Source organism: Nitrosomonas sp. H1_AOB3, assembly GCF_015709435.1.
GTDB lineage: Bacteria > Pseudomonadota > Gammaproteobacteria > Burkholderiales > Nitrosomonadaceae > Nitrosomonas > Nitrosomonas europaea.
On sequence record NZ_CP054389.1, the window covers coordinates 1,456,198 to 1,481,530 of the forward strand.

Sequence of the window (25,333 nt, forward strand, 5' to 3'; positions counted from 1 at the left end):
GCCATCAACTTTAATGTTGTTCTTCCCACTCACCGGCATAGCGAATAGGTGGGTAATATCCGCCACGCAGTTCTGGCCATACGGTGCCCGCCTTACAAGCTGTTTTTCATGTATGCCCTGCCGGAACAATTCTGAGCAATGAACAGGATTGACAATCTTTTACCATCACTATAGTCTTTACTTTTTTTAATTGGTAAAGAGAATGAGCAAAGTCAGTGCAAAACGGCAGATCACCTTGCCGGTTGATCAATGTCAGGCATTGGGTATTCAACCCGGAGACGAAGTCGAGATTTTCATTTACGATGGGCACTTGACTCTTGTGAAAAAAATGCCGGGCAGTGCGTATGGCTTATTACGTGACGTTAAACCGAAATCTGATATCAGTGACGAGGAATCCCGGCAGAGCGCTATCGTATGATTGCGCTCGATACCAATGTCCTGTTGCGGTATTTATTGCAGGACGATCCGGATCAGTCCCCTAAAGCTGCACAATTGATTGCCTCACACGCAATCGTCCTTATCCCCGATATAGTCCTGGTTGAGACGATCTGGACGCTGAAAGGTAAAAAATATCAGCTTGGTAAACCTGAATTGATCCATGTTGTAAAGGCATTACTTGAAGAATCGGGTATTTGCTTTGAAAACAACCAAGCTGTTTGGCAAGCGTTGAACGACTACCGGAAAGCCGATGCCATTAATGGCAAACAGGCTGATTTTTCAGATGCCCTGATTGCCAGAAAAGCCAGGTTCACAGCAAAAACCAGATCAACACCGCTGATTGGCATCTATACCTTCGACATGGCAGCACAGCAACTGCCCGGAATGTTGCCGATATAAATCCCGGGTAAGGTGGGCAATGCCCACCTTACCCGGCTCTTCCGAAATACTAATACTCAAACTCAATCCGCAATGAACCCAAAAAAGTCCGGGGTGCACCGGGCGTAATAAAAACCCCGCTGTTTGTGCCAACAAAATACTTTTCATTAGAAATATTGTTCACGTTGAGCTGAGCAGTCACGAGTGTGGCACCTACTTTCATCTGGTAACTCGCCATGAGATTACCAATTACATACGCAGGCAACTGATAGGTATTGGCTGCATCACCCTGGCGCTTTCCAACACTGATAATACCGCCGCCCGGTTTCAGTCCGCGCAACAGCTCATTTTGAAAAATATAAGTACTCCATAAGCTACCAGTATGCTTTGCCGCTAAAAATAAGCGGTTGCCATGGGGCCAATTTCGGAGCCAAAGAAGGTGGAGGATACTACGCCTATATCACCAACAAATTCTCCAATCGGCTGATCGTAGTCGATCCAGATCCAAACGGTGATGGTGATCTGAGTGATGCTGAAATTGCCGGTGCTGTTACGCTGGTGGCCGATCATCGTGTGCCAAAGGACGACAAGATCAGCAGTCTGGCGGGTTTTGGCGGCCAGGGAATAGTGGCGTTACCCAACGTCTATAACGGCTGGGTACAAAATCTCAACTCTCAATGGTCAGCCGGTCTCACTGATCAGCAACGTAATCCGGTTCAGTAACCCTCTGATGAACTGAGCACTACAGGCCGGGAGCAAGTAGCACACTCCCGACCTGTCTCACACTGTAACTTCCCTTCTTACAGATCAAAGCACTCCCGCTAACTAAACAACCACCGGCTAAAGCCGGTGATTGTTTAGTCGCCGTACGGACGTAGCATTTCTCTTATGCAGCCAACGAATCACCCCAGTCACAAACAGTACAGGACAGGCTAACCCTGTCAAAAATACCAATATACGCCCCGTCATGCCAAACCCTTGGCCAGAATGCAAAGGCCATTGCCAATGCGTGAATACTTCGCCCGCCGTAGCATTTGGAAGAGCAGGATCATCAACATCAAGCACCTTGCCGGAATAACGATCCATGACGACGCATACCCGTTGCAACCAGCTTCCAGGACGGTCGACATCATCCTTGCACACAGTGTAAGTCGCCGTTTGTTCGGTAGCACCATAAGCACCGTAAATCCAGTGCGGACGGCCCTTTGGATAAAGCTGACCGGCGCGTGCGATGGCTTCGGCCATACTGATCGACTGTTTTCCCGGCATGGGCGTGGAGCGAAACCAATAGCGGTAAGTTACCGGAGAAAACACTTCCAATACCGGCACTACGTTGTGTGGCAAGACCATGTAAATACCGGAAAACAATACCGGCAGTAAAATCAATGTACTGTAAAAACCAGCTGTTTTATGCAAATCATAATTCAACCGTTCACCACTGGCCTTGCGCTTGATCATTAAAGCCTGTTGCCACTTTCCGGTCAACGGCCACCAGACAATCAAGCCAGTCAGCACTGAAATAATCAACAAAGCAGCGGAAAGGCCGACTATTACGGTGCTCAACTCCCCCTCTATCAATAAGGCATAATGCAATTCGAATACAAAACCGATAAAAGTAAGGGGAAATAAGCTGTCAGAGGTTTTCATCAGACGCTTGCCAAGAACTTTTAAAGAATAGGGATCAACATAAACCTGCCAGCTTTCGGTTTTTCCGCCAATGGATGACACCGAATAATTCAACCGAAAAGCAGCATTGTCGTTGCGGGGATAAGTTGCAAAAGTATGCTTGGCACCTTCCGGTACAGCGGATTTACCGATCTCAAAAATATCAGCTAACGGTTTGTACACTGCACCGCCTGTTGGTCGAACGACGGTTAGCAGCTTGGGGTTCAAAAGCTCATCGATTTCGGCATGAAAGACCAGAATACTGCCCGTGACACCGTAGATCGCCAATAAAAACCCTAGTACCAAACCCAACCATAAATGGATATCGAGCCAAAATTTACGGCGATCTTTAAGTTGAGTTAGCCGCTTACCAGTAAATTTCATGATTGCAGTCCATCATTGAATCCAGCAGGCCGGAATAACAGAGTGTCTGGATAAATTCATAAAACAGATCGCGCTGAAATGCCAAAGCTCAATCATCCATGTACCGCTTAACAGCATAGGTTGGAATTCCTTCGTCATCTCAACCTATGCGCTACAGGGCAATTTTTATTGAACCTAAAAAAGTGCGCGGAATGCCTGGATAAATGTTAGTTGCGCCGGCCGGTGAAGCATCGTAATAGGTTTTATCCAGAATATTGTTCACGTTGAGTTGTAAAAACAGTTCAGTTTTGCTGGTACGCCATCTATAACCCACCAATGCATCCCAGCGCACATAACCCGGCAACTCGAACGAGTTTGCATTGTCACCTTCGCGCTTGCCTATCAGAAAAACACCGGAACCTATATTCAGCCCTCTCAGCAAGCCTTGGGTAACATCATATTTCCCCCATAAGCTCCCGGCATGCTTGGGTACATTAGGTAGTTTGTGGCCTTGATTTCCTCGATTGTCTTTGGTGATTTCCGTATCGGTGTAACTATAACTGCCGATAACGCTCAAGTTCTCGGTGATACGGCCGGAAATATCGAATTCCACTCCCCGACTCCTTGCTTCACCAACAGGAATAACAAATTGCGGGTGTAATGGATCAGTTGTTGTTATGTTTTTTTTGGTTAAATCATAATAAGCGAGTGTCGTAATGAATTTGCCATCCATCCACTCCTTTTTTACTCCTGCTTCATATTGCGTCGCCGTCTGCGGCTTGAGTGGTTCATTGTTAAAACCCCGTCCGTTGTTAACGCCGAAAGATTCTACGTAATTACCGTAGATTGAAAGTGAAGGTTGAATCTGGTAAAGAATGCCGGCTCTGGGTGTAAATTTACTATCACTAAATACTTTATCCTGCGCCAATGCATAGGATGCAGCGCTCGAAGCCGATGCTCTGGTATCCGTCGCCCAATCTTGTCTACCACCGAATAGCAAGTGCAATTTGTCAAAGAAAGTCACTTGATCCTGAAAATATAGCCCGTACCAGTATTGCGAAGATCGACGATAGTCGTTCAGTTCATTTTGAAGCGGTACACGAACATCCGCATGAATCGGGTTATAAATATCAACTGTTGGGATAAATCCATTCAGCGCGTCACAACAGTACCCTATGGCGTGAGTGTCCTTCCGGTAATAATCGAAGCCTAGAAGCACTTTGTGTGAAATGCCGTAAGTCGTGAATCGGCCTGTTAAATCCAAATTTGTTGCATAAGCGTCGGTTTTATCTGACGGGTAATGATAATTGGCTCGGGTAAATGTTCGATTATCGTCCGCCAGGCTGTCGCCATAATAGGTATTGATAAATTTATAATTCAAATTGGTATAGCTGAACCGATTGGTGATTTTCCAATCGCCGTTAAAGTGATGTGTCCAGTCGTAACCCGTAACGATTCGCTGTTGTTTCTGATATTCATTGTCACCCCCCCAACCTAAAAAAGTCGAAATCGGGATATCGGCCGGTCGTCGCCCGACGGCTGGAATGCCGTCGTAATAGCGCCCATTGTCGTTCTGATATTCGAGCCGAAAATTGAGGACATCACGATCGCCGGGTTTCCATTGCAACGAAGGTGCAACCAAAATACGTTCATTGTCGACCAGATCGACAAAAGTACCGGTGTTCTGATAGGCAATGTTGAGGCGATATAGCAGAGACTTGTCAGAAGTGATCGGTCCTGTGGCATCCGCCATCGTGCGGTAATGGTCGAACGAGCCAAACTGCTGTTGTAATGAATAATAGGGCGTGTCCAAAGGTTTCTTGGAAACGGTATTGATCAGGCCACCCGGTTCGACGCGGCCGTAAAGAACTGCCGCCGGGCCTTTCAGTATTTCTATTTGCTCAATATTGAAGGTATCGTTATTGGAGCGAGGCAACAGCAAACCGTCTCTGTAAATCTGTGTCGAGCCTGCGTTGGGAAAACCGCGGATGAAAAACTTATCATAGCCGTATTCTCCGCTCTGATTACCCGTAAATACACCACTGACATTCTTTAAAGCGTCTTTGAGTTGAATGGCTTGCTGATCCTCCATGAGCGCCTTCGGAATGACCTGGATCGACATCGGTGTTTCCATGATCGGCGTATCGGTCTTGGTTGCCGAGAAAGCACTGGAATGGTTGTAACTTCTGTTGTCCGGTGAATCCGGATCAGAAGTACCCGTTACTGTCATTTCCGGCAGTTGCTGTACGGCTGATGCCGACTTTACCGCAATCATCGAATCACTGATGAATTCGGCATTCAGCCGATGCTCAGCCAGTAGTATTTGTATGGCCTGTCGAGGGGTATATTGCCCCTGTATGGCTGGACTGTAATAGTTTGCGAGCTCTTTGGGTGCATATACGATGTTGATGCCGGTTGTCTTCTGAAATTGCTCCAGAGACTGAGTCAGTGGTTGGGACGGCAGATCAAATTCGAAGAAGGTATTGCTTGCCTGTGCACTGGTGATCATGATCAGAAATGACAGTATGATCCCAGGCCAGCACAGCCTGAATTTCCCTGTAATGTGCGGCATGAGGTTCCCTTTATTTCGTTAAACGATTTTTCTGCTTTTTGGGTTAGCTATCGTTTATGACGAAATAGCGGAATAAACCGGACAATTATTTCAGAAGCTGATCGTGACAGAATTCCGTGGTTGTCGATGTTTCACGGGATGACGTGATTCAGTTTTTTCTGCGTTGAATGGATGCGATATCCGGGTTGCGGGTATCGATTTGAATTTGCAGTACTTGTTCAAGTGCACGCAAGAAAGACGATAATTCCCCGATATGAAAGCTGCCGGTGACTGTTTCATCAGCCAGTGCCGGATCATGTATGACAAAGCGCAATGGGTGGTAACGTGCCAGTTCCTGCACAACTTCACGCAGCGGCGTGGCCTTGAATATCAGCTTTCCCTCCCGCCAGGCAGCTGCGGCAACCGAATCGATCGGGATTGCGGGCGTAATCACTTCATTCCGGTAATGGCTTTGCTGACCCGCCAGCAATGTCAGGGTAGCCGGCAGCTCTCCACTGCGATCTGACAATGCAGGCCGGGTCAACTCGACTTCACCTTCCAGCACTGTCACCGTGACTTGTTCATTGTCATGGCGAACGATGAAACGTGTCCCGATATCCCGTACCTGCAGGCCGCCAGCCAATACAACAAATCGCCGGTAATTCTCATCGGCAATGTCAAAATAGGCCTTCCCGCTGTATAAGGTAACGATACGTTCCAGGCGGGTATAGCGTACATCTGCGTGCGAAGCGGTATTCAGCTCAAGTTTGCTGCCATCCTCAAGAGGGATATGGCGTTGTTCACCAGCAGACGTGACATATTCATCGCTGACAATCCCGGTTTGCCACCACAAGCCGGCACTTGAAAAAATAATGAGCAGGAATAATGCAATCCGGTTGAAGGACTGCATCGTCATGAGCGAAGGCTTCTGATCGGGAGTGAGCCGGGGAATATGATAGGCCGAATGGCCTTTCAGTGCCGCCAGTTTGTGGCTCAGAAGCTCGGCATCAGCGTAAGCTTGTGCATTTTCCGGTTTGGCATCACGCCAGGCGATGAAAGCTGCCCGTTCCGCCTCAGTAACGGAATCGCTCTGCATACGCACGAACCAATCCAGGGCTTCTTTTCCGGAATGGTTACGATCATCATCGGGGTACATCTGATATGAATCAGTCAGCAGAAAAACATGCGGCGAGGTTAACATGAAAGCGCTGCGGGATATATTCCCGAGCCAGTTTCGATGTCCATTTATCCTGGAAACCGCAGATTCGGAGAATTGTTCGCAGAAGCCAGCTGCAGACACTCAGCGGTCGTAACGTGCTGGTGGTAACGGGTTACGCAGACGCCGCTGGCAATGTGCCATCCCCTTGCTGATATACCGGCGTACGGTACGTTCGGTTACGCCAAGCTCTTCAGCAATGGCAGCCTGGCTGACCCCTTCGATTACACTGAGTACCAATGCGCGACTGACCGGACGAGGCAATTCCATGATTGCCGTCCATAACTGTTCGCATTCCTGGCGATAGACCGCCTGCTGATCCGGCCCGGAAAAAGAAGAAGGTAACTCTTCCTCGAACGAAGTTTCGTCATGCTGCCGAAAATCCGGTCTGCGTTGATGATCGATAGCCAGATTACGTCCAATCCGGAACAGATAAGCCGCAGGATTGGAAGGACATGCCACACCGGTCTGGTCGAGCAACCGCATGTAGGCATCCTGCGCCAGATCGGCAGCAGTTTCACGGCAGCCAGTCAAACGTGCAATTCTGCTTATGAGGCGTGATCGATATTTTTTGTAAAGGTCTGCCAGAAGAGGAGAATCCAGTGGAAACATGTATGACAGCAAGAAAATACAGGAATAATTACCGTTGATCGGTACGGTATTATCACTATAAAACTGAGGAATGAGAATGCGACAAATTGTCGCAGCGATGATATCGGATGAGCGATGAAGAACAGCCATCATCGGCAGTTGGCTGCGCCGCGCGAATGATGGCTGCATCACCAGATGATGTAATGAAGATGGATAAAACGTCCCTATCGATGGGATATCATTTCGCTCACAGATTCAGAATCCCGCCAGCCTTCCAGATCATTACATCTCATAGCGGATCGAACCGACAAAGGTACGCGGGACATCGACATTCACAGAGAAACGATCACCCAGGGTACCGCCATACAGTGTGCTGTCAGCGAGGTTGTAGATATTGAGCTGCAGACTCAGGCGCGAATGCATCACCGGCGGACGGTAACGCACCATCGCATCGACACGTGCCTGTGCCGGCAGAAAATAGGTATTGGCAGGATCGCCCGGTCGTTTATCCTGAGCATAGATGCCAGCCCCTATGCTCAGTCCGCGCAATGGTTCATATTGCATATCGTAACGCGCCCACAAACTGCCGGCGTGTTTGGGCACATTCCACAACCGGTTACCTTTATTGGCACCTTCCAACACTTCAGCATCGGTATAGGCATAGGTCAGGATCAGATTCAGCCCTTGTATGATCTGTCCTGAAATATCCACTTCCACGCCCTGGCTGCGTGCCTGGCCGATAGGGGTCGAGTACGGTTGCCCGGGTACTCGGAATGCCAGGTTCTGTTTGGTCAGACGATAATAGGCAACATTTGAATTGAGCCGCCCCTCAAAGAACGAGGTCTTGAATCCGCCTTCGAATTGTTCACCGATTTGCGGCTTGAGTACATTACCGTCAGCACCGAATGCGGCATTCTCAGTTCCCAGCGACTGCACATAATTGCCATAAAATGACAGCCATTCCCATGGTTGATAGACGATCCCCGCGCGCGGGCTGAAACGCGCATTAGTGATTTTGTTACTCGCAGCTCTGGCATCTGCCAGTGATTGGCCTATGCCGGAAACCCAGCCTGTTTCTTGTGAAGCCCAGTCATAACGCCCACCACCCATGATATGCAACTTGTCAAACAATGTAATCTGGTCCTGAAAATAAATGCCATTCCACTCATTATCGCTATGAGAAAATAAATTTTCCTTTACCCCACCCAGATTGACCGGATTGTATTGAGGATTAAAAATATTGATCGGATTGGCATCAATGGAGATAGCTCTATATTGCCCAAACCGGCCGTTATATTCCCATCCCGCAAGAACATTATGTTCAATACCTGCGGTATAAAACCGTCCAGTTACGTCAACAGTACCTTGATAAGTATGTTCATTACCCGGACTGGTAGGGCCTCCATAAAAAATTCTTTCCAATATACCTGTCGCTTCATTCAGGCTTGTTCCAAAAGTTTCACCGTCAATCGCATGCCTAAAGAAATGGCCAAAACGGGCGCGTATCTGCCAACTATCACTAAATGCATGTGTCAAGGTCGCATACGTATTGTAAAGTTCGTGTGTAGATATATCGGTGGGCTCTCCTAATAATCGCGATCTCGGTAGCTTGGCCGGACGGTTGCCAAGCGCGACATGACCATAATCAACCAGGGATTTTTCATTTGAATACATAAAGTCCAGGTCAAGTTGCGTATTCGGTGTTATTTTCCAAGTCACCGATGGCGCAACAAAATACCGTTTGGTAAAGCCAAAATCGCGAAATGAATCCTTGTTGAGATATTCAAAGTTTAACCGATAAAGCAGCGTGCCACTTTCGTTCAGCGCACCGGTAGTGTCAACCAGGGTTTGGTATTGGTTAAATGAACCGAATTGCTGATTCAATGAGTAATACCGCTGTGCCTGCGGCCGTTTAGTAATTAAATTAATCATACCGCCCGGCTCGATTCGTCCGTAAAAATTGGTTGCAGCGCCTTTGACCACTTCAACACGCTCAATATTGGCTAGTGACAATCTTGCAGCCTGAGTCCGAAAGCCATCACGGTAATTGGCAAAATTGGTATTAAAACCTCGGATCATGAATTCTTCAGCAAAACCTCCAAAAGTAAAGCCCGGAAATACGCCACTGACGTTCCTGATAGCATCTTCGACTTGAACTGCCTGTTGGTCTTCCATCACCGCACGCGGTACCACCTGCACCGAAACCGGCGTTTTTATCAGCGGCAGGTTGTATTTGGTCGCGGTTGACGCGTTGGTGCGTGTATAACTCGGGTTACCGGGTGTATCCGGATTCATGGCGCCGGTTACCCGGACTTCCGGCATGACGGTCGCCACTTCGGCTGCTGATTTGATGACGTATGTATTCTGTCCGCTGGCCAGCCAGGTATACGATGTTCCCTGCAGCAGACGGATGAGTGCCTGTTCGGTATTCATCGATCCGTTGATTGCCGGACTTTGAAACCCTTTCAACTGCTCGGCGGTGAACAGGATCTGGATTCCTGTCTGACTGGACAGGCTGTGCAGTGCATCCGGCAGATTCTGCGCCGGGATACTGAGCACCTTGTTGCTCTGTGCTTGAGCAAATCCCGAAAACATAATGATGCTGAGCCCTATGACCCATAAATTTTTCTGCATGATTCATCCCTGAATATTTTTATCTTTGATCGGTATATGCCAGCGGACTGGCTTACCTGATAAGACGAAAATAAAAAGGGGCACCTGACATGCAGAAAAAATTCTTATGCTTCCAGGCTGTTTTTCGGATCAGTTCGTTTGCATTTTTATACAGGCTGATCCGTTCCTCATTGCGGATGGCTTCATCCCTGCGAGATCAGCAGAATACGTTTTGTTTTATTTCTCATAAGTCAGGAGAGTAACGCTATCCAGCTCACTGGCGCGCAGCGGAAGCAGCGTGATCAGCGCCTGGACCAACCCTGCACGATCAGCCGAGTTGAATTCCCCGCTGACTCTCAGTGTATTCAGTTGTGGATCCCCCAGTCTGACAGGGCGCGAGTGGTAACGATTGATTTGCCGGATGACTTCTTCCAGCGGTGTCTCACGGAAAATCAGCCTGCTTTTACGCCAGGCAGTGACCGTTTCTTTATCTGTCGAGGAAATTTCTGATAAACCATGCGCTGAATAAGTAAGCTGCTCTCCACCATGCAGCAAACGGACAGTATCGTTCTGATGATCGATGCCGACCTCGACTGCGCCTTCAAGCACCGCAACAGTAACGTTACCTTCTTCTTTGATAACGTTAAATTCAGTACCAATATCGCGCAGGATACCGTTACCTGCATGCACTTCGAAAGACCGGAGGCGCTCATCGCCGATCCTGAATAATGCTTCACCGCGTTCCAGTGTTACTTTGCGGGTGAATCCGTACAATGCCAGTCGCAGTGTCGAATCAGTATTGATATCGATCGTCGTACCATCAGCCAGAATGATCTGCTGATGCTCTCCGATTGCAGTCGTGATCATTTCTTCATGGCGGGTAAGCCAGTGCAGGGAGCCGAACAGAATCGCCAATGTAACGATCCATGTAACCGTTGAACGGGATTTTTTCCGGGGTTTCTGCTCCAGGTGGTCAAGGGTCTGCCAGAGCTGGACATACTGCTGATATTCGGTGCGATGTGCTTCATTTTCTGCAAGCCAGGCTTCAAATGCTTTTTGCTCGACATCATTGGCATCGCTTTGCTGCATACGCAAGAACCAGGCGGCTGCCTGTTCAGTTAATGCGTTTTCTTCAGAGGGGTGCCCTGCCTGTTGATCCTGCTCCATTACACAAGCACCTGGCGTAACCGGATGAGTGCGCGAATCAATAGTTTTTCGACGGCATTGCGGGTGATTCCCAGTTTTTCGGCGATTTCCGCATGTGAATAGCCGTCAAATTTATGCAGTACGAAAGCACGATGACATTGTGGCGGTAGTGCATCAATCGCGATACACAGTTTTTCCAGTAGCTGGCGTGCAGCTACCAGCCGGGCGGGGTCGGTCAATTCAGTCGCGGGCAATTCATGTTGCGGAAGATCATCGATAGAAACGCTTTCTGGAAATTTCACACAGGTACGATGATGATCGATCGCCAGATTACCCGCGATACGGTACAGCAAGGCACGCGCGTTCTGTATCGATGTATCAGTCTGGTAACCCATAATGCGGATAAAGGTTTCCTGGGTCAGCTCTGCCGCAATTTCTCTGCAACCCGTATGCCTGAACAGGAAAGCACGTAACTCGCTGAAATGGCGCAGGTAAAGGTTGGCAAGAATTACGCTGGGATTCATGGTAGATAGTGGCGATGTGCGGCTATATGCCCGATGCAGGGGAATTATGCGGGACAGAAAAACTGTTTGGAATGCGACATAATGTCGCACCTGATGATCACCTTATGTCTGCGGCATTTTCCTGGATGGTAACCAGGATGATACCAGCCAGCATAAAATGTTGAGTACTGAACAGCATGTACTAACCTGTGAGGTTGATATTCAACCCGATATCGGGACTTGCAGATTCACTTCACTCAATGAAATAACCCGCTCGGCATGCAAAACCATGCGGATCTGCCTTCGGGCTTTCGTCAATACATTGTTTTGTCAGGACAATTGGCGATGGGCTAATTTTTCAGCTATATTTCCAGAATTATTTCCGGAAATACTCAGGAGGCTACCTGCTATGACAATCAGTAACCACAAAACCATCGCAGCACACCGTAAACGTCTCAAAGAGCAAGGTCTTGCACGCATCGAGGTACAGGTACCGATGCAAGATGCCGAACTGATCCGCAGCACTGCCCAATTACTGCGCGGCGAAGCCGCTTCAAGGTTGCGTATCCAGTTACAGCGGTTGGTAGGCACTCAACACCTCGGGTTGAAAGAATTGCTGGCAGCAGCTCCTCTGGATGGTATTGATTTGACCCGTAATCCAGACTTGGGCCGCAACGTTGAGTTATGAGTTATCTCATCGATACCAACATCATCGCCGAAGTGCGTAAAGGCAAACGCTGTGATCCACATGTCGCCAAATGGTGGGGACAGACGTCTGATGACGACCTGTTCCTGAGTGTATTGGTAACCGGCCAGATTCGTAAAGGCATCGAACTGGCACGTTTACGCGCCCCCACTAAGGCCGCTCGCCTGGAACAATGGCTCGATGCCCTGATAGCGGGCTTTTCTGGCCGCATCCTGCCCGTCGACCAAGCAGTCGCCGATCAATGGGGGTGCTTGAATTCCCCCAATCCGAGACCGACCGTGGACAGCCTTCTGGCCGCTACCGCACAGGTGTACAGACTTACCCTGGTAACGCGGAATGTTGCCGACATGCCAAAAATTGGTATTTCAATACTTGACCCCTTTACTTTTGAGTAAGCTTGATTAAGCTCCCCAAGTCCCACAAAGATATCACTGTGCTGGCGACACAAATCAATCGTTTTCTGAAGGAGGCCATTGCCGTGCCGCGTGAAGCACACGCAACACCCGCACCAGTTCGCCCGTCACATCATAAATGATGATGTAATTCTGATGGGCAATTAGCTCACGGGTACCAGCCACACGGCCCGGATGACCCAGGGCGGGATGATCAGGCAAACGCTGCGCCTTCTCTGAAAAAAGCTCATCAAGCGCCAGAGCGGCGCGCGGATTGTCGACTTCGATGTAGTCATAGATTGCATCGCGATCTCGTAACGCTTCTGGTGTCCAGAACAATTTCATCATTCTGAAGCTTTAAGCCTGCGACGTGTGGCTGCCCGCCTGGCCGCAAACTCGGCCTCTACCTCATCTCCCGGAACCAGGTTGCCAGTATTAGCCGAGTCCAGGCCAATTTGCACCTGTTTACGGAACCATGCGTCATGCTCGGCCACTTCACGCCGCATCTTTACAAACTCGCGCATGTAGTCGCGCAACAGTTGCGCACCGCTACGGTCACAGTCTTTGGCAGCCGCTGAGAACTCGGTTTTCAGATCTTCATCAACCCGGAAAGTAAAGGTGGATTCTGACATCTGCACATCCTCCATGTGTTAAACAAGAATTACGTTGTAACACATTACCAGGCACACTCAAAGGCAAAATGCGCCAAAAAGAAAAGATCGTTCCAGCTCATTCTTTTTTTGATGCTTAGGAACCTCTGAAAAATGTTAGCGAAGCAGCCAGTTCAAGGCAAAAATCGGTGAGAAAGCGAAGTTTATACGTGATAAATGAGCATTTTGAGCCAACTTTTAACGCAAAAATGGCAACGCCCCGGTTCCTCGCCGGTGTAGGAATCGAGAATCCATTGATTGAACCCGAGCTCACCGGATTGGGTGCCGGGGGCTCCTCACCTTCGCCCGCCGCTTCTGCAACCAGCGGATGACGCCTGTGGCGTAAATGACCGGGCAAGCCAGTCCGCACAGGAAGATGAGGATGCGTCCGGGCCAGCCGAACGCCTGGCCCGAGTGCAGCGGCCATTGCCATTCCAGAAAGGTTTCCCCCGCACTGCGGCGCGCATCCGGCGCACGCACGTCCAGTATCTCGCCGCTGTACTGATCGATCGCGATTTGCCGCTCCGACCAGAACGCACTCAACTTCGGCACATGCTTCTGGGTCACGATGTAGACGCCTTCGGTATTCCCGGGCATGAACATGCCGCCAAACTTACCGTCCGGGTAGTGTTCGGTGGCAATGGCCCATGCGTGCTCAGCCCCGATCGAGGGTATACCCGTAATAGGGATTGATGTGAGTGTGTGTTGTGATTGCCGGGTTGCAGGTGAGAACAGTTGAGTCACCCACACGAACGGCTCGTTGAGGTTCATGAACACCCCGGACAGCAGCACCGCACCCAATACCGGAAAGAGGTAAAGTGAAAGTGTTTTGTGCAAATCGAAGTTGAAACGCACCGGGCCGGCACCGCGCTTGATGGTCAACGCCTTGCGCCATTGTCCCGATGTTGGCCACCAGACGATCAACCCGGTGATCAGGGATACCAGCAACAGCAGTGCGCAGACAGCCATCAGCGTTTGCCCGTTCATACCCAGCAACAGACTGAAATGGAGCTGGAAGATGGCATCCATGAAGTAATTGGGTATCCACTCATTTGCGCCATAGCTGCGTACCCCGGTTACCCGCGCGCGATAAGGATCGACATAAATACGCTGCCAGGCGCCGGATGGCTGACTGGCATAGACGGCATAGACCGCTTCGCTGTTGCGTGCACCATAAACAGTTGTGATCCGGCTATCCGGAGCGGCCGCCTGTCTGGCCACACGAATGATCTCGTCCAGTGATTGATAAGCAGGTGCGCCTGGTGCCAGGTTTTTCTGCTCAGGCACCGTGACAGTCAGCAGCTCCGGATTCAACCACTCATCGATCTCGGCCCAAAACACCGCGATGCTGCCGGTAAGCCCCAGAATGACCAGCAGCGCACCGATGAACAACCCCAGATAAAGGTGGATGCTCAGCCAGAGCTGGCGCCACGAACGCCGCGGTAATGTACCGCGCTCTTCATCCCCCCCTGCAGCATGTTGATGCGCTGACTCGGAAGACATGGTTAATACTCAACCCGCAACGAGCCCAGGAATACACGTGGCGTACCTACAGCAATACGCGTGCGGCCAAATCCACCACTGCTGGGGAAATATTCCTCATTGAAGAGATTGTTGACATTCAACTGTGCAGTCACCCGGGTTTTGCCCACCTTCATGCCGTAGCTGGTCATCAGGTTGAATACGGCATAACCAGGCATTTGATAATCGTTCTCCAAATTGCCTTCACGCTTGCCTCTGAGCGTTACGCCCCCGCCAACTTTCAATCCACGTAAGGTTTCATTCTGAAAGGCATAAGTGGTCCAGATATTACCGGCATGTTTGGGTACATTCGGAAAGCGATTGCCCAACGTATTATCATTGGTTTTAGCAATTTCCGAATCGATATAGGTGTAATTGGCAATGACGTTCCAGCCAGGCAAGAGCTCACCGGTAATATCCAGTTCTATACCTTCATTACGCGCCTCTCCGGTCAATACTGAAATTCTCTGTAGCGCCAGTTGTGGATCGGGGTGAAGGGTTGCAATGTTTTGCTTGGTGAGCTGGAACCAGGCTAGCGTGGCGCTGAAACGTCCATCAAAAAGTTCTGTTTTAACCCCAGCTTCCCATTGCTGGGCCGTTTCGGCTGGAAGTGGCTGTCCGTCCAATCCGCTTCCATATAAATTTGGAGCGCCGAAATTCTCGACATAATTGCCATAAAACGAAAGAGCTGGAATCGGCTGCCATAACACGCCAACACGCGGTGAAATTCTATCCTGCGCGCTTTCCCTCCCGGATATGTTGTCTTTTATCTCGGCATTGTCGTAGCGAAAACCTGCCAGTACATGCACGTTATAAGGCAGTTTTATCTGATCCTGGAAATACAGACCAAACCAGTCTTCTTTTGTGTCATAGGGGATGTCATCTGCAGGATCGCGCACAGCCACGCCACTATGTACCGGATTGAAAATATCAATCGACGGAAAATTAAAGTTGTCAATCATAAGGCCGTGATTTCTAAAATTATAGTAATCACCCCCCATCAACAACGTATGTTTGATACCCCAGGTATCGATATGGCCGGTCAAATCTACATTGGTAGTATACGTTTCTATTTTGTTGTTTCTGAATCCGGCAAAAAACCGGTCCAGCGTGCGGTTGTCAGCGCGTAATTCCAACGGCAGGGCAACATTATCGTCTTCATCGGTGCGCTGCAGATAGAAGCGGTGTTTTATCTCCCAATTATCATTGAATGCGTGCGACCAGTGGAATCCGGCTGTAATTTCATCAAATTTGGCACTATTAAATGACTCGCCCAGTTGACGATTGACCGGCAAGTTGGCCGGGCGATTGCCGATCGCAGGAAAACCGTAATCATGCGCATATTTCCCTGTTTTATATTCCATTTCAGCAGTGATCTGGGTACGGTCGGAAATACGCCATTGCAGCACCGGCGCCACGAAGAAATGATGACTATTCACAAACTCCCGGAATGAGCCCTCATTGTCATAGGCAAAGTTCAGGCGGTACAACAGTGAATTATCCTGATTCAGGCTGCTGGTGGCGTCCAGTGTGGTACGAAACAGGTTGTATGAGCCGAATTGTTGCTGTAATGAATAATATGGTGTGGCTTGCGGTGTTTTCGGCACCAGATTGATCATTCCCCCAGGCTCGATCCGACCGAACAGAATCGATGCCGGCCCCTTCAATACTTCAATTCTTTCCAGATTGGCCACTTCCCGGTTACCGGTCTGTGATAGTGCGGACTGAAACCGTACACCGTTACGGTAATAATCCCAGGTATTAAAACCGCGGAGATTAAAAGTTTCGACCCCGTTGAATCCGAGCCCCGGAAAAACACCACTGACGTTGCTTAGCGATTGTTCCAGCGTAATCGCCTGCTGATCGTTCATCACTGATTTAGGGACCACCTGTATCGACATCGGTGTTTCCATGATCGGCGTTTGAGTTTTAGTGGCTGTTGTTGCTTCAGGGACTCTATATTGGGTGCTGTACGGCGAATCCGAGTCAGGAGCACCCGTTACTGTCATTTCCGGTAATGTCTGCTGCATTGCTCCTGTTGTCGCCTTTACGATACTGTAACGGCCCGGTGCGATTTCTTTGGCCCGCAGGCCGCTGCCGTTCAGCAGAGTATCGAGTGCTTCCCGGATGGAAAGATCCTCGGATAACGGTGAAGCTTGTTTATCTTTCACGATTTCTGCATCGAATACGATACTGAGATTGTGCCGGACAGCCAGTTGTTGCAAAGCTGCAGCAAGCGGTAATGCTGGCTGTTGCTGTGTAGCGGATATTTGTGCCTGCACGATGGGGCTGGCGAGCATGACGACAGCCAAGAAAAGGCCTGAACGAAGCATAGTTTCTCCCTGAGTAAGAATGTTCTTCCTTACATAGGACGAACCAGATTGCAGTAAACCGTCAGTCAGAAGAGATTTTTAATGATGGTGCCGGAAAGTGAACGAGGTGTGTCCGGCGACTGCTGCTTCGTTTACTGTTTCTGCGCTGCGCTCAACAGGTACCGGTCGGGTGTTGGGTGTTCGATGTTCAGATTCAGCGTTTCAGCAATGATGCGCAAGGTGGTATCGAGCTCGTCAAGCCGGAAACGCCCGCTGATCTGTTTCCTTCCCAGAGCAGGGTCGGCCAGATCGAATCGAACGGCATGATAACGTGCCAGTTCCTGCAGCACTTCCGGCAATCGATGCTGGTCGAATACCAGTATGCCCTGACGCCAGTTTGCAATGTCTCCCTGCACGGTAGCTAGTTGCCATCGATCAGTTGCCGGATGGCGGGTCACGGTTTCTCCGGCATGCAGTACGAGATGTTTATCCTGGCGGATGATTTCCACGGCGCCTTCTTCCACTTGTACGGTAAATTTTTCTGGCGTATCGCGTACGGAGAAACGGGTACCGATATCACGAATTCGTGTATCGGCAGCTGTTACCTGCAGCGGACGCCAGTCGGGCACCACCTCCAGATAGATTTCTCCCTCCTGCAGTTGAATAAGGCGTTGGAACCAGCTTTGAGTGATGGTTACGCGCGTTGCTGTATCCAGACTCAATTGGCTGCCATCGGCAAGTGTGACGTGCTGCCGCTCACCCGTTGCCGTTTGCCAATGCTGGGGGATACCGGCCGATGCGCGGTAGAGTATGGGAAGTGCTATCAGCACCAGTACTGCAGCGGCCCATTTGAGGTAGCGGGGAGAGTGATGACGAGGACGATAATGGCGTGCCTTGTTCAGTTCGCCGGACAGATCCGTACGAAAACGGCCCAGCGATTGCCAGTCCTCTTCTGCACGTGTCCAGGCTGTACGGTGATCCGGACTGGCTGCAAGCCAGTCCGTCAGGGCGCGCTGCTCCTCTGCGGAAAGTGCACGGCCCTGCTGGCGGATAAACCAGTGACGAGCCGTTGCATCGATATCATCATGAAAAGATTCGGGCATGCAATTTTCTCCTGCGCTTTTAACCACAGGACATTCAGGACAGGCATGATCGACAAAAGATGATTATCACCGATACTCTGCCAGTATAGCCAGACAATGTTCACCTGCACGCTGAATATAGCGTTCCACTGTTTTGCTGGAAACGCCCAGTTGTTTGGCAATTTGTGCATGAGTCATGCCATCGTAACGAAACAGGAGAAATGCATGGCCTACCGGTTCCGGTAGCTGATTCAATGCGTGCAGCAAACTTGCCAGTTGTCTTTGGCCGTCATAACGTCGTGCCGGATCGTCCGCAGCATTGCCGATTTCAAAGAAGTTCTGTATTTCGGTGGTATGTTTGTCCACACGAATTTGCTGGCGTGAGCTGTCACGAATCAGGTTGAGCGCAACCGTAAACAAAAATGCGCGAGGATTCTCGATGGATGAAACATCCTGTTTACGCCAGCGCAGATAAACTTCCTGGACCATATCAGCTGCTTCATCTCTCCCCACCTTGCGATACAGAAAATTCAGCAAGTCATTACGTAACTGGAGGAACAGTTCATCATTGGTACAACTGGTGGTCATGGACAGCAAGGCATAATGGGCTAAAAAGAGCATGATTATGCTGTGTTTGCCATAAGGGTGGAATGCGACAAATTGTCGCAGAGAAAGGCCTTCTGGCATGCTTTCATCATAACCTCCATCCGTTGCCGGATTGCCATGTAAAGCATGAGGCTGCCATGAGAATCACCCGAAAGCGGCTGATGTATCGAAATTCAACCTGTCATCAGATGTGTAGTCCTGGCGGATACCTGTAAGGTGATCCGCCACAATCTTCTGGTTAATACTCGACCCGGAGCGAGCCCAGGAATACACGTGGTGTACCTACAAAGATACGCGCACGATTGAATCCACCACTACCGGGGAAATATTCCTCATTGAACAGATTATTGACATTCAACTGTGCCGTCACCCGGGTTTTACCCATTTTCATTGCATAACTCGTCATCAGGTTAAAAACTGCATAACCAGGCATCTGAAAATCATTTTCCGGATTGCCTTCACGTTTTCCTCTGAGCGTCACACCGCCACCAATTTTCAACCCTCGCAAGGTTTCATTCTGAAAGGCATAAGTAGTCCAGATATTACCGGCGTGTTCGGGTACATTCGGGAAGCGGTTACCCAACTGCATATTGTTATTGGTTTTGGTTATTTCCGAATCGATAAAAGTATAGTTAGCGATGACATTCCACCCCGGCAATATTTCCCCCGTAATATCGAATTCAACGCCTTGATTGCGCGCCTCTCCGGTCAATACTGAAATTCTCTGCAGCGCCAGTTGTGGATCAGGGTGAGGGGTTGCAATGTTTTGTTTGGTGAGCTGGAACCAGGCAAGTGTTGCACTAAAACGTCCGTCAAAAAATTCTGTTTTTATCCCGGCTTCCCATTGTTGTGCTGTTTCAGCTGCAGGTGGTTGCCCATCCAATCCGCTTACGCCTAAATTTGGAGCGCCGAAATTCTCGATATAATTGCCGTAAAATGAAAGAGCTGGAATCGGCTGCCATAACACGCCAACACGCGGTGAAATTTTATCCTGCGCGCTTTTCCTTCCGGATATGTTTTTTATCTCGGCATTGTCGTAGCGGAAACCTGCCAGCACATGCACGTTATAGGGTAATTTTATCTGGTCCTGGAAATACAGACCAAACCAGTCATCTCTTCTGCCATAAGGACTGTCATTAGCCGGATCCCGAACAGGTGTGCCACTATGTACCGGATTAAAAATATCAATGGACGGAAAATTTGAGTTACCAAAGAAGAGGCCATAGTTTCTATAATTAAAATAATCGCCACCCATCAGCAACGTATGTTTGATACCCCAGGTATCGATATGGCCGGTCAAATCTACATTGGTAGTATAAGTTTCTACTTTATTGTTTCTATATCCCGAATAAGAACGATCGAGAGTACGGTTATCTGCTCGTAATGCTGTCGGGAAGGCAACATGACCGTCTTCGTCAGTGCGTTGCAGATAGAAACGGTGTTTTATTTCCCAGTTGTCATTAAATGCATGCGACCAGTTGAATCCCGCCATAATTTCATCATATTTAGCACCACTAAACGGTTCACCCAAACTACGATTGATCGGCAAGTTGGCAGGCCGATTACCAATCGCAGGAAACCCGTAATCATTCGTATATTTTCCTGTTTTATATTCCATTTCAGCAGTAATTTGAGTGCGATCTGAAATACGCCACTGGACCACTGGCGCGACAAAGAAGTGGTGATTGTCAACAAACTGACGGAATGAACCTTTATCTTCATAGGCAAAATTCAGACGGTACAGCAGCGAGCTATCGTGATTCAACCCACCCGTAGCATCCAGTGTGGTACGAAACAGGTTATATGAGCCGAATTGTTGCTGTAATGAATAATACGGCGTGGCTTGTGGTGTTTTCGGCACCAGATTGACCATTCCCCCCGGCTCGATCCGACCATACAGAATCGAAGCCGGCCCCTTGAGGACTTCTATCCTTTCCAGATTGGCCACTTCCCGGTAACCAGTCTGTGTTAGTGCAGATGTAAACCGCACACCTTCTCGATAGTAATCCCAAGTATTAAAGCCACGGACATTAAAATATTCCACCCCACCTTGACCAACCCCGTGAAAAACGCCACTGACATTATTCAATGCCTGCTGCAACGTGATCGCTTGCTGGTCGTTCATGGCTGACTTGGGCACTACCTGAATGGACATCGGTGTTTCCATGATCGGCGTTTTCGTCCTGGTCGCCGTCGTCGTATCCGGTACTTTATATTGCGTACTGTATGGTGAATCCGGATCAGGAGCACCCGTTACCGTCATTTCCGGTAACTGCTGTACGGTTGTTGCTGCCTGTACGATACTGAATCTGCCGGGTGCCGTTTCCTCGGCCTGCAGGCCGCTGCCGGACAATAGTTTTCCCAATGCTTCCTGCGGCGTGTACTGGCCACGGAGGGATGGAGCCTGAATGTTACGGACAGTTGCTGCATCAAACATGATACTGGTATTGCTGTGTTCAGCCAGTTGCTGCAATGCTGTGCTCAAAGGCTGGGCTGACAGATGCCAGTTGATTGCCGTTGAAGTGCTTCCTGCTGCCCCGGTCTGGGCATGAGCAACCGGCAACAGCAGAATTAAAATCATGATTGACAGATAGTGCTGCATTTTCGACGTACTCCCTGTAAGTTGATCGTTCTGATCTTTTGCTACTTACAGGACGCACGGATCGGAAAAAGTGGACAAACAGATTTGCGGACACCTTTACATCATGCCCGCCTTTGCATACAGCAGCGTTACTGAAGTCTCTGAGCTTTTTCTATGTGTATATGTATGATTTTCAAAGAGTTATCAGGGTATATCAGAAGATATCGTACAGGCCAAACAGAAATGAGGCACCTGCTTAGGTGCAGTTTCTTACCACATTGCACATTTTAAAACCGGGACATGAAGCGAGCAGGATGTTCTCCGTTCGCCCGTGCAGCGATTGTGAACTCGCATGCCGGATGATGTGAAAAGGAACGGTCAGCTTAGCTGACCGTTCCTATCTCGATACATTTCAACTCGAATTTTGCACTTCTTTTCAGCCAAAATCCGCGCCAAATAAGCGATGCGACAATATGTCACATTCTCAAACAGGATGTTTGAGAACATAATTGGCTCATTATCTGTACCACCTCTGATATCCGGATTCATATCTGCAATATGAATATAGATTCATGAGAAAGAATGCAGGTTTTTCTTTCGGATCTTGTCTGGATGAAAGTGTGCTCACCGGTAAGTAATTGCTTCCCTCCTCTACTTCTGCCTGTCCTTTTATAGTCTTTTTATAAATCGACAGGCGTTTTTTTTCTACTTCTCCTGCCATTGTTTTTATGTCACTTTTCGTCCACTGTCGTCAGGATTTGGTCAGCTGTTTTCAGTGTGATTTTCAGGAAAAATCAGTGCAATCATCAAACCACCTTTTATCAGATCAGAAAAGTTGACGATCTGATCGGGTGTGTATACAGTTTTGCTGCCATGGGCAAGAGATATATGACCGACAATTTTATTCTTCTGATACTGTTTGTCAGTTTATTGACAAATGCAGTTGCCTGGTCATTCCATCAGGAAATCTTCAAACATGAGCTTGATCATTTCCATGTATCGCATAGATTCGATCATCATCATTCGTACCATGATCACGCAGCAGATACAGGGTTTCATCAGCATCATGACGAAACCCTCGATAACGATCCGGATTTCACAGATCATTTAATCCTGCATGCAGCCGGGCAGTTTCAGCCTTTCTATTTTATCTTGCTACCGATTATTCCATCTCTCCCGGGAAAGGAAAATATCCCCGGATTCTTTCCTGCCGGCATTCCTGAATCAACTCTTGATTTACCGTTCCGCCCTCCTCGAAATACCGCTTCTTTAGAAATCAGGTACTAATTTCACAATCGGGTGTGCTGACGGCTCAGTCAGCGCCAGTGCGATTTCAGTCTGTTGTATGTCCTGTCTCAGTATTACCGGTTTCATCTGGTAATCATTGTCTCGGATACTTGACAGGGGAAAGGCTATATTCCTGACAGAACCAGTACTGTTGCAGCACCCGTTCCATCGCTGTGGTTTACGGAAATTCCGGATCCACGGACTGTAATTCATGGAGACAATTTGCATGACTGAAATGAAAATGTCATCTCCTGTGGAGCATGGCGTGTTGACTTGTTTATGTATGAAGGCTCTTTTTATCGCGGTAATTTTTGGAGTTACTTCTGATGTTACTGCGCATGGTGTCACCGAGGGTGACAAGGGCTATATTCTGGAAAGTACCGGCATATTGCCGATACCTTTTATTTATCTCGGCGCAAAACATATGATGACCGGTTACGATCATCTGCTTTTTCTGCTGGGTGTGATTTTCTTTTTGTATCGACTGAAGGACATCTGTATTTATGTCACGCTGTTCGCTGCCGGCCATGTCATTACGCTGTTATCCGGTGTTCTGTTTGAGGTTGCTGTCAGCCCTTACCTGATCGATGCAATCATCGGATTTTCCATCGTTTACAAATCTCTGGACAATATGGGAGCCTTTCAGCGCTGGTTGGGTTTTCAGCCTGATACAAAGATTGCCACTTTTATCTTCGGACTGTTTCATGGTTTTGGCCTTGCCACCAAAATCCTGGAGTACGAATTACCGGCTGATGGACTCCTGCCAAATCTCATTTTCTTCAATATCGGTGTCGAGATCGGACAAATTCTGGCACTGGCGGCCATTCTGATCGCAATTGCATATTGGAGGAAATCCGGAAAATTCATGAACCACGCCTATAACACCAATACATTCATGATGATGCTCGGCTTCCTCTTGATGGGATACCAGATTACAGGCCATTTCATTTTATTCAGCACTATCTGATTATTCTTACAGGAAAAATTATGTATAACGCAAACATACCTTCAACTCATGAGATACCCTCAACCGGCAGATTGATCAGATCTACCGTCATTGCATTACTGACTGCGATATTTTTACTCGTCACTGTTGTAATGCCTGCGGAATACGGTATCGATCCAACCGGTTTCGGTGAAATCACCGGTCTGAAAAGAATGGGAGAAATCAAAGTTTCTCTGACAGAGGAAGCAACTGCAGATCGGGCGAATGCGGCTGCCAGCCTGCAGATCGAATTATCTGAAGCGGTAACAGCAGTAACAGAATCTCTGCCGCTTGCTCCAAAATCAGAGATGAGTCATGAAAAAAAGATAACGCTTGCCCCAAATCAAGGTACTGAGATCAAGGTGACGATGACAAAGGGAAGTAAAGTTCACTACGTTTGGCGGACTAATGGTGGAACAGCTGTTTTTGATCAGCATGGAGATTCAAAAGAACTGAAGATCAACTACCACAGTTACAGCAAGGGGACCGGACAAATGCGGGAAGGAGTCTTAGAAGCAGCTTTTGACGGTGATCATGGGTGGTTCTGGCGAAACCGGACATCCACCCCGATGACGATTACGCTCAAAACTGAAGGAGAATATACCCGTATCAGACATTTCAAATAACAGATACGAGGGCCGGGATGAACTGATAGTAAATAATCCCGGCTACTTTCCGACTCGTGATCGATATACGGCACACACAGCATGATACTTCGGTGAATGCGTGTGTGTCCCTCAGCGTGTTGATTGCCGCAAGGCGCCCAGCCTGTAACGGCCGGGTGCCGGGTGTTCGATATTGATTTTCAGTGTATCGGCGATGATTTGCAGATTGGTATCGAGCTCATCGAGCTTGAAACGACCGCTGACCTGTATCTCGCCAATGGCGGGATCGGTCAGATCGAATTGAACCGTATGATAGCGTGCGATTTCGTGTAATACGTCATGCAGCCGGTGTGCATTGAATACCAGCAGACCTTTGCGCCAGTGAGCGATATCCCCTGCCGGCAGTGCCGCCAGCCTCCATTCATTACTGCCGGTAATGATGGAAAGTACTTCACCCGCTTGCAGTAACACCAGCTGTCCCTGTTTTTTTACTTCAACCGTACCTTCAGCAACTTCGACCATGAACTGATCAGGGATATACCTGACCGAAAAACGTGTGCCGATATCACGAATTTCGTAATGCTCCGCACTCACTCTCAAAGTATGCCAGTCGGATGATGCCGTCTCCAGATAGATTTCACCTTCATGCAGCTGAATATGATGTGTGAACCAGTTCTGCGTGACAGTGATACGCGTTGCAGTATCCAGATTCAGAGTGGAGCCACCGGCCAGGGTGATCTGCTGCTGTTCACCTTTCAAGGTGTTCCAGTATGTTGTCGTTCCGGTCATGCCCTGATACAGCACAGGAATGCATACTGCCAGCAACAGAGCTGCGGCTGCCGCCCGTCGTTTAAGTTGAAAGGCCGCTTTATGCTGTCCGGGGCGGTTACGGCGTGCCTTTTTCAACTCATCATTCAGTGCATGACGATAACGGTCGATTGCCAGCCAGTCCTCCTCCACACGCCGCCAGGCATCCTGATGCAGTGGATTGGCAGCCAGCCATTCAGCCAGTTGCTGCTGTTCCGCTTCCGACAAAGTCTGGCCCTGCTGCCGTGCGAACCAGGATCGTGCCTGTGCATCAGGGTCATGCGAATTCGGACTGTTTGATAGGTGCATACTGCACTCCGGAGCATTTTGATAAA

At 48.9% G+C, this 25,333-nt stretch carries 24 protein-coding genes; 8 read left to right on the forward strand and 16 right to left on the reverse strand.

What is annotated here, in order from left to right; translation table 11 throughout:
- Positions 1-202 precede the first annotated feature (202 nt).
- Both HRU73_RS06805 and HRU73_RS06810 read left to right on the forward strand, forming a co-directional pair.
- A complete protein-coding gene (locus HRU73_RS06805) occupies positions 203-418 on the forward strand; it encodes an AbrB/MazE/SpoVT family DNA-binding domain-containing protein (protein WP_287398212.1) in 216 nt (71 codons plus the stop codon).
- Positions 415-837 carry a type II toxin-antitoxin system VapC family toxin gene (locus tag HRU73_RS06810; protein ID WP_287398213.1) on the forward strand — a complete coding sequence of 141 codons (423 nt, stop codon included), beginning with the start codon at positions 415-417 and terminating at the stop codon, positions 835-837. Before HRU73_RS06805 ends, HRU73_RS06810 begins: the two co-directional genes overlap by 4 nt.
- A 49-nt stretch (positions 838-886) precedes the next feature.
- Here the strand turns inward: HRU73_RS06810 and HRU73_RS06815 are convergent, their stop codons facing one another.
- Complete coding sequence (locus HRU73_RS06815) at positions 887-1,264, reverse strand: TonB-dependent receptor domain-containing protein (protein ID WP_353765128.1); 378 nt, start codon at positions 1,262-1,264, stop codon at positions 887-889.
- On the opposite strand from HRU73_RS06815, the gene HRU73_RS06820 reads away from it, so the two are divergent.
- Positions 1,204-1,539 (forward strand): hypothetical protein, encoded by a 336-nt coding sequence (locus HRU73_RS06820; RefSeq protein ID WP_287398214.1) that lies wholly within the window; start codon positions 1,204-1,206, stop codon positions 1,537-1,539. The two genes, HRU73_RS06815 and HRU73_RS06820, sit on opposite strands and share 61 nt — an antisense overlap.
- Before the next feature lie 117 nt (positions 1,540-1,656).
- On the opposite strand, the gene HRU73_RS06825 is transcribed toward HRU73_RS06820, so the two are convergent.
- From HRU73_RS06825 to HRU73_RS06855, 7 genes are all read right to left on the reverse strand, one after another.
- On the reverse strand, positions 1,657-2,865 hold the full coding sequence (locus tag HRU73_RS06825; RefSeq protein WP_287398215.1) for a PepSY-associated TM helix domain-containing protein: 1,209 nt from the start codon (positions 2,863-2,865) through the stop codon (positions 1,657-1,659).
- Positions 2,866-3,016: 151 nt separating this feature from the next.
- Positions 3,017-4,936, reverse strand: a complete 1,920-nt coding sequence (locus HRU73_RS06830) for a TonB-dependent siderophore receptor (protein ID WP_287398216.1) — start codon at positions 4,934-4,936, stop codon at positions 3,017-3,019.
- A 628-nt stretch (positions 4,937-5,564) separates the two neighbouring features.
- A complete protein-coding gene (locus tag HRU73_RS06835) occupies positions 5,565-6,596 on the reverse strand; it encodes a FecR family protein (protein WP_287398217.1) in 1,032 nt (343 codons plus the stop codon).
- A gap of 99 nt (positions 6,597-6,695) precedes the next feature.
- Positions 6,696-7,391 (reverse strand): RNA polymerase sigma factor, encoded by a 696-nt coding sequence (locus HRU73_RS06840; protein ID WP_281871200.1) that lies wholly within the window; start codon positions 7,389-7,391, stop codon positions 6,696-6,698.
- A 93-nt stretch (positions 7,392-7,484) separates the two neighbouring features.
- Complete coding sequence (locus HRU73_RS06845; RefSeq protein WP_287398219.1) at positions 7,485-9,836, reverse strand: TonB-dependent siderophore receptor; 2,352 nt, start codon at positions 9,834-9,836, stop codon at positions 7,485-7,487.
- Positions 9,837-10,052: 216 nt separating this feature from the next.
- Complete coding sequence (locus HRU73_RS06850) at positions 10,053-10,982, reverse strand: FecR family protein (RefSeq protein ID WP_287398220.1); 930 nt, start codon at positions 10,980-10,982, stop codon at positions 10,053-10,055.
- Positions 10,982-11,485, reverse strand: coding sequence for an RNA polymerase sigma factor (locus tag HRU73_RS06855; protein WP_041356469.1), 504 nt, complete (start codon positions 11,483-11,485; stop codon positions 10,982-10,984). Before HRU73_RS06855 ends, HRU73_RS06850 begins: the two co-directional genes overlap by 1 nt.
- Positions 11,486-11,873: 388 nt before the next feature.
- On the opposite strand from HRU73_RS06855, the gene HRU73_RS06860 reads away from it, so the two are divergent.
- Both HRU73_RS06860 and HRU73_RS06865 read left to right on the forward strand, forming a co-directional pair.
- A complete protein-coding gene (locus HRU73_RS06860; protein ID WP_287398221.1) occupies positions 11,874-12,152 on the forward strand; it encodes a hypothetical protein in 279 nt (92 codons plus the stop codon).
- Complete coding sequence (locus HRU73_RS06865; RefSeq protein ID WP_287398222.1) at positions 12,149-12,565, forward strand: type II toxin-antitoxin system VapC family toxin; 417 nt, start codon at positions 12,149-12,151, stop codon at positions 12,563-12,565. The genes HRU73_RS06860 and HRU73_RS06865 overlap by 4 nt, the downstream gene beginning before the upstream one ends.
- A 54-nt stretch (positions 12,566-12,619) precedes the next feature.
- Here the strand turns inward: HRU73_RS06865 and HRU73_RS06870 are convergent, their stop codons facing one another.
- The 7 genes from HRU73_RS06870 to HRU73_RS06900 all read right to left on the reverse strand — a co-directional run bounded on the left by HRU73_RS06870 (position 12,620) and on the right by HRU73_RS06900 (position 21,335).
- The gene (locus HRU73_RS06870; RefSeq protein WP_287398224.1) at positions 12,620-12,910 is read right to left on the reverse strand and encodes a type II toxin-antitoxin system RelE/ParE family toxin; all 291 of its coding nucleotides are present in this window, start codon (positions 12,908-12,910) and stop codon (positions 12,620-12,622) included.
- Positions 12,907-13,194 (reverse strand): CopG family ribbon-helix-helix protein, encoded by a 288-nt coding sequence (locus HRU73_RS06875; protein ID WP_287398225.1) that lies wholly within the window; start codon positions 13,192-13,194, stop codon positions 12,907-12,909. The genes HRU73_RS06870 and HRU73_RS06875 overlap by 4 nt, the downstream gene beginning before the upstream one ends.
- A 288-nt stretch (positions 13,195-13,482) precedes the next feature.
- A complete protein-coding gene (locus tag HRU73_RS06880) occupies positions 13,483-14,715 on the reverse strand; it encodes a PepSY-associated TM helix domain-containing protein (RefSeq protein WP_287398226.1) in 1,233 nt (410 codons plus the stop codon).
- 2 nt (positions 14,716-14,717) lie between these two features.
- Positions 14,718-17,066 (reverse strand): TonB-dependent siderophore receptor, encoded by a 2,349-nt coding sequence (locus HRU73_RS06885; protein WP_287398227.1) that lies wholly within the window; start codon positions 17,064-17,066, stop codon positions 14,718-14,720.
- Between the two features lie 131 nt (positions 17,067-17,197).
- The gene (locus HRU73_RS06890; RefSeq protein ID WP_287398228.1) at positions 17,198-18,148 is read right to left on the reverse strand and encodes a FecR family protein; all 951 of its coding nucleotides are present in this window, start codon (positions 18,146-18,148) and stop codon (positions 17,198-17,200) included.
- A 66-nt stretch (positions 18,149-18,214) separates the two neighbouring features.
- Positions 18,215-18,748 (reverse strand): RNA polymerase sigma factor, encoded by a 534-nt coding sequence (locus tag HRU73_RS06895; protein WP_234989017.1) that lies wholly within the window; start codon positions 18,746-18,748, stop codon positions 18,215-18,217.
- A 223-nt stretch (positions 18,749-18,971) separates the two neighbouring features.
- Positions 18,972-21,335 carry a TonB-dependent siderophore receptor gene (locus HRU73_RS06900; protein ID WP_287398230.1) on the reverse strand — a complete coding sequence of 788 codons (2,364 nt, stop codon included), beginning with the start codon at positions 21,333-21,335 and terminating at the stop codon, positions 18,972-18,974.
- 955 nt (positions 21,336-22,290) lie between these two features.
- On the opposite strand from HRU73_RS06900, the gene HRU73_RS06905 reads away from it, so the two are divergent.
- From HRU73_RS06905 to HRU73_RS06915, 3 genes are all read left to right on the forward strand, one after another.
- Positions 22,291-22,425: a hypothetical protein gene (locus HRU73_RS06905; protein WP_256335805.1), complete on the forward strand. Its 135-nt coding sequence runs from the start codon at positions 22,291-22,293 to the stop codon at positions 22,423-22,425.
- Positions 22,426-22,827: 402 nt separating this feature from the next.
- The gene (locus HRU73_RS06910; protein ID WP_287398232.1) at positions 22,828-23,568 is read left to right on the forward strand and encodes a HupE/UreJ family protein; all 741 of its coding nucleotides are present in this window, start codon (positions 22,828-22,830) and stop codon (positions 23,566-23,568) included.
- 20 nt (positions 23,569-23,588) lie between these two features.
- Positions 23,589-24,212 carry a hypothetical protein gene (locus HRU73_RS06915; protein WP_011111173.1) on the forward strand — a complete coding sequence of 208 codons (624 nt, stop codon included), beginning with the start codon at positions 23,589-23,591 and terminating at the stop codon, positions 24,210-24,212.
- Between the two features lie 111 nt (positions 24,213-24,323).
- Here HRU73_RS06915 and HRU73_RS06920 read toward each other — a convergent pair whose 3' ends face one another.
- The gene (locus HRU73_RS06920) at positions 24,324-25,307 is read right to left on the reverse strand and encodes a FecR family protein (protein WP_287398233.1); all 984 of its coding nucleotides are present in this window, start codon (positions 25,305-25,307) and stop codon (positions 24,324-24,326) included.
- Positions 25,308-25,333: the final 26 nt, after the last annotated feature.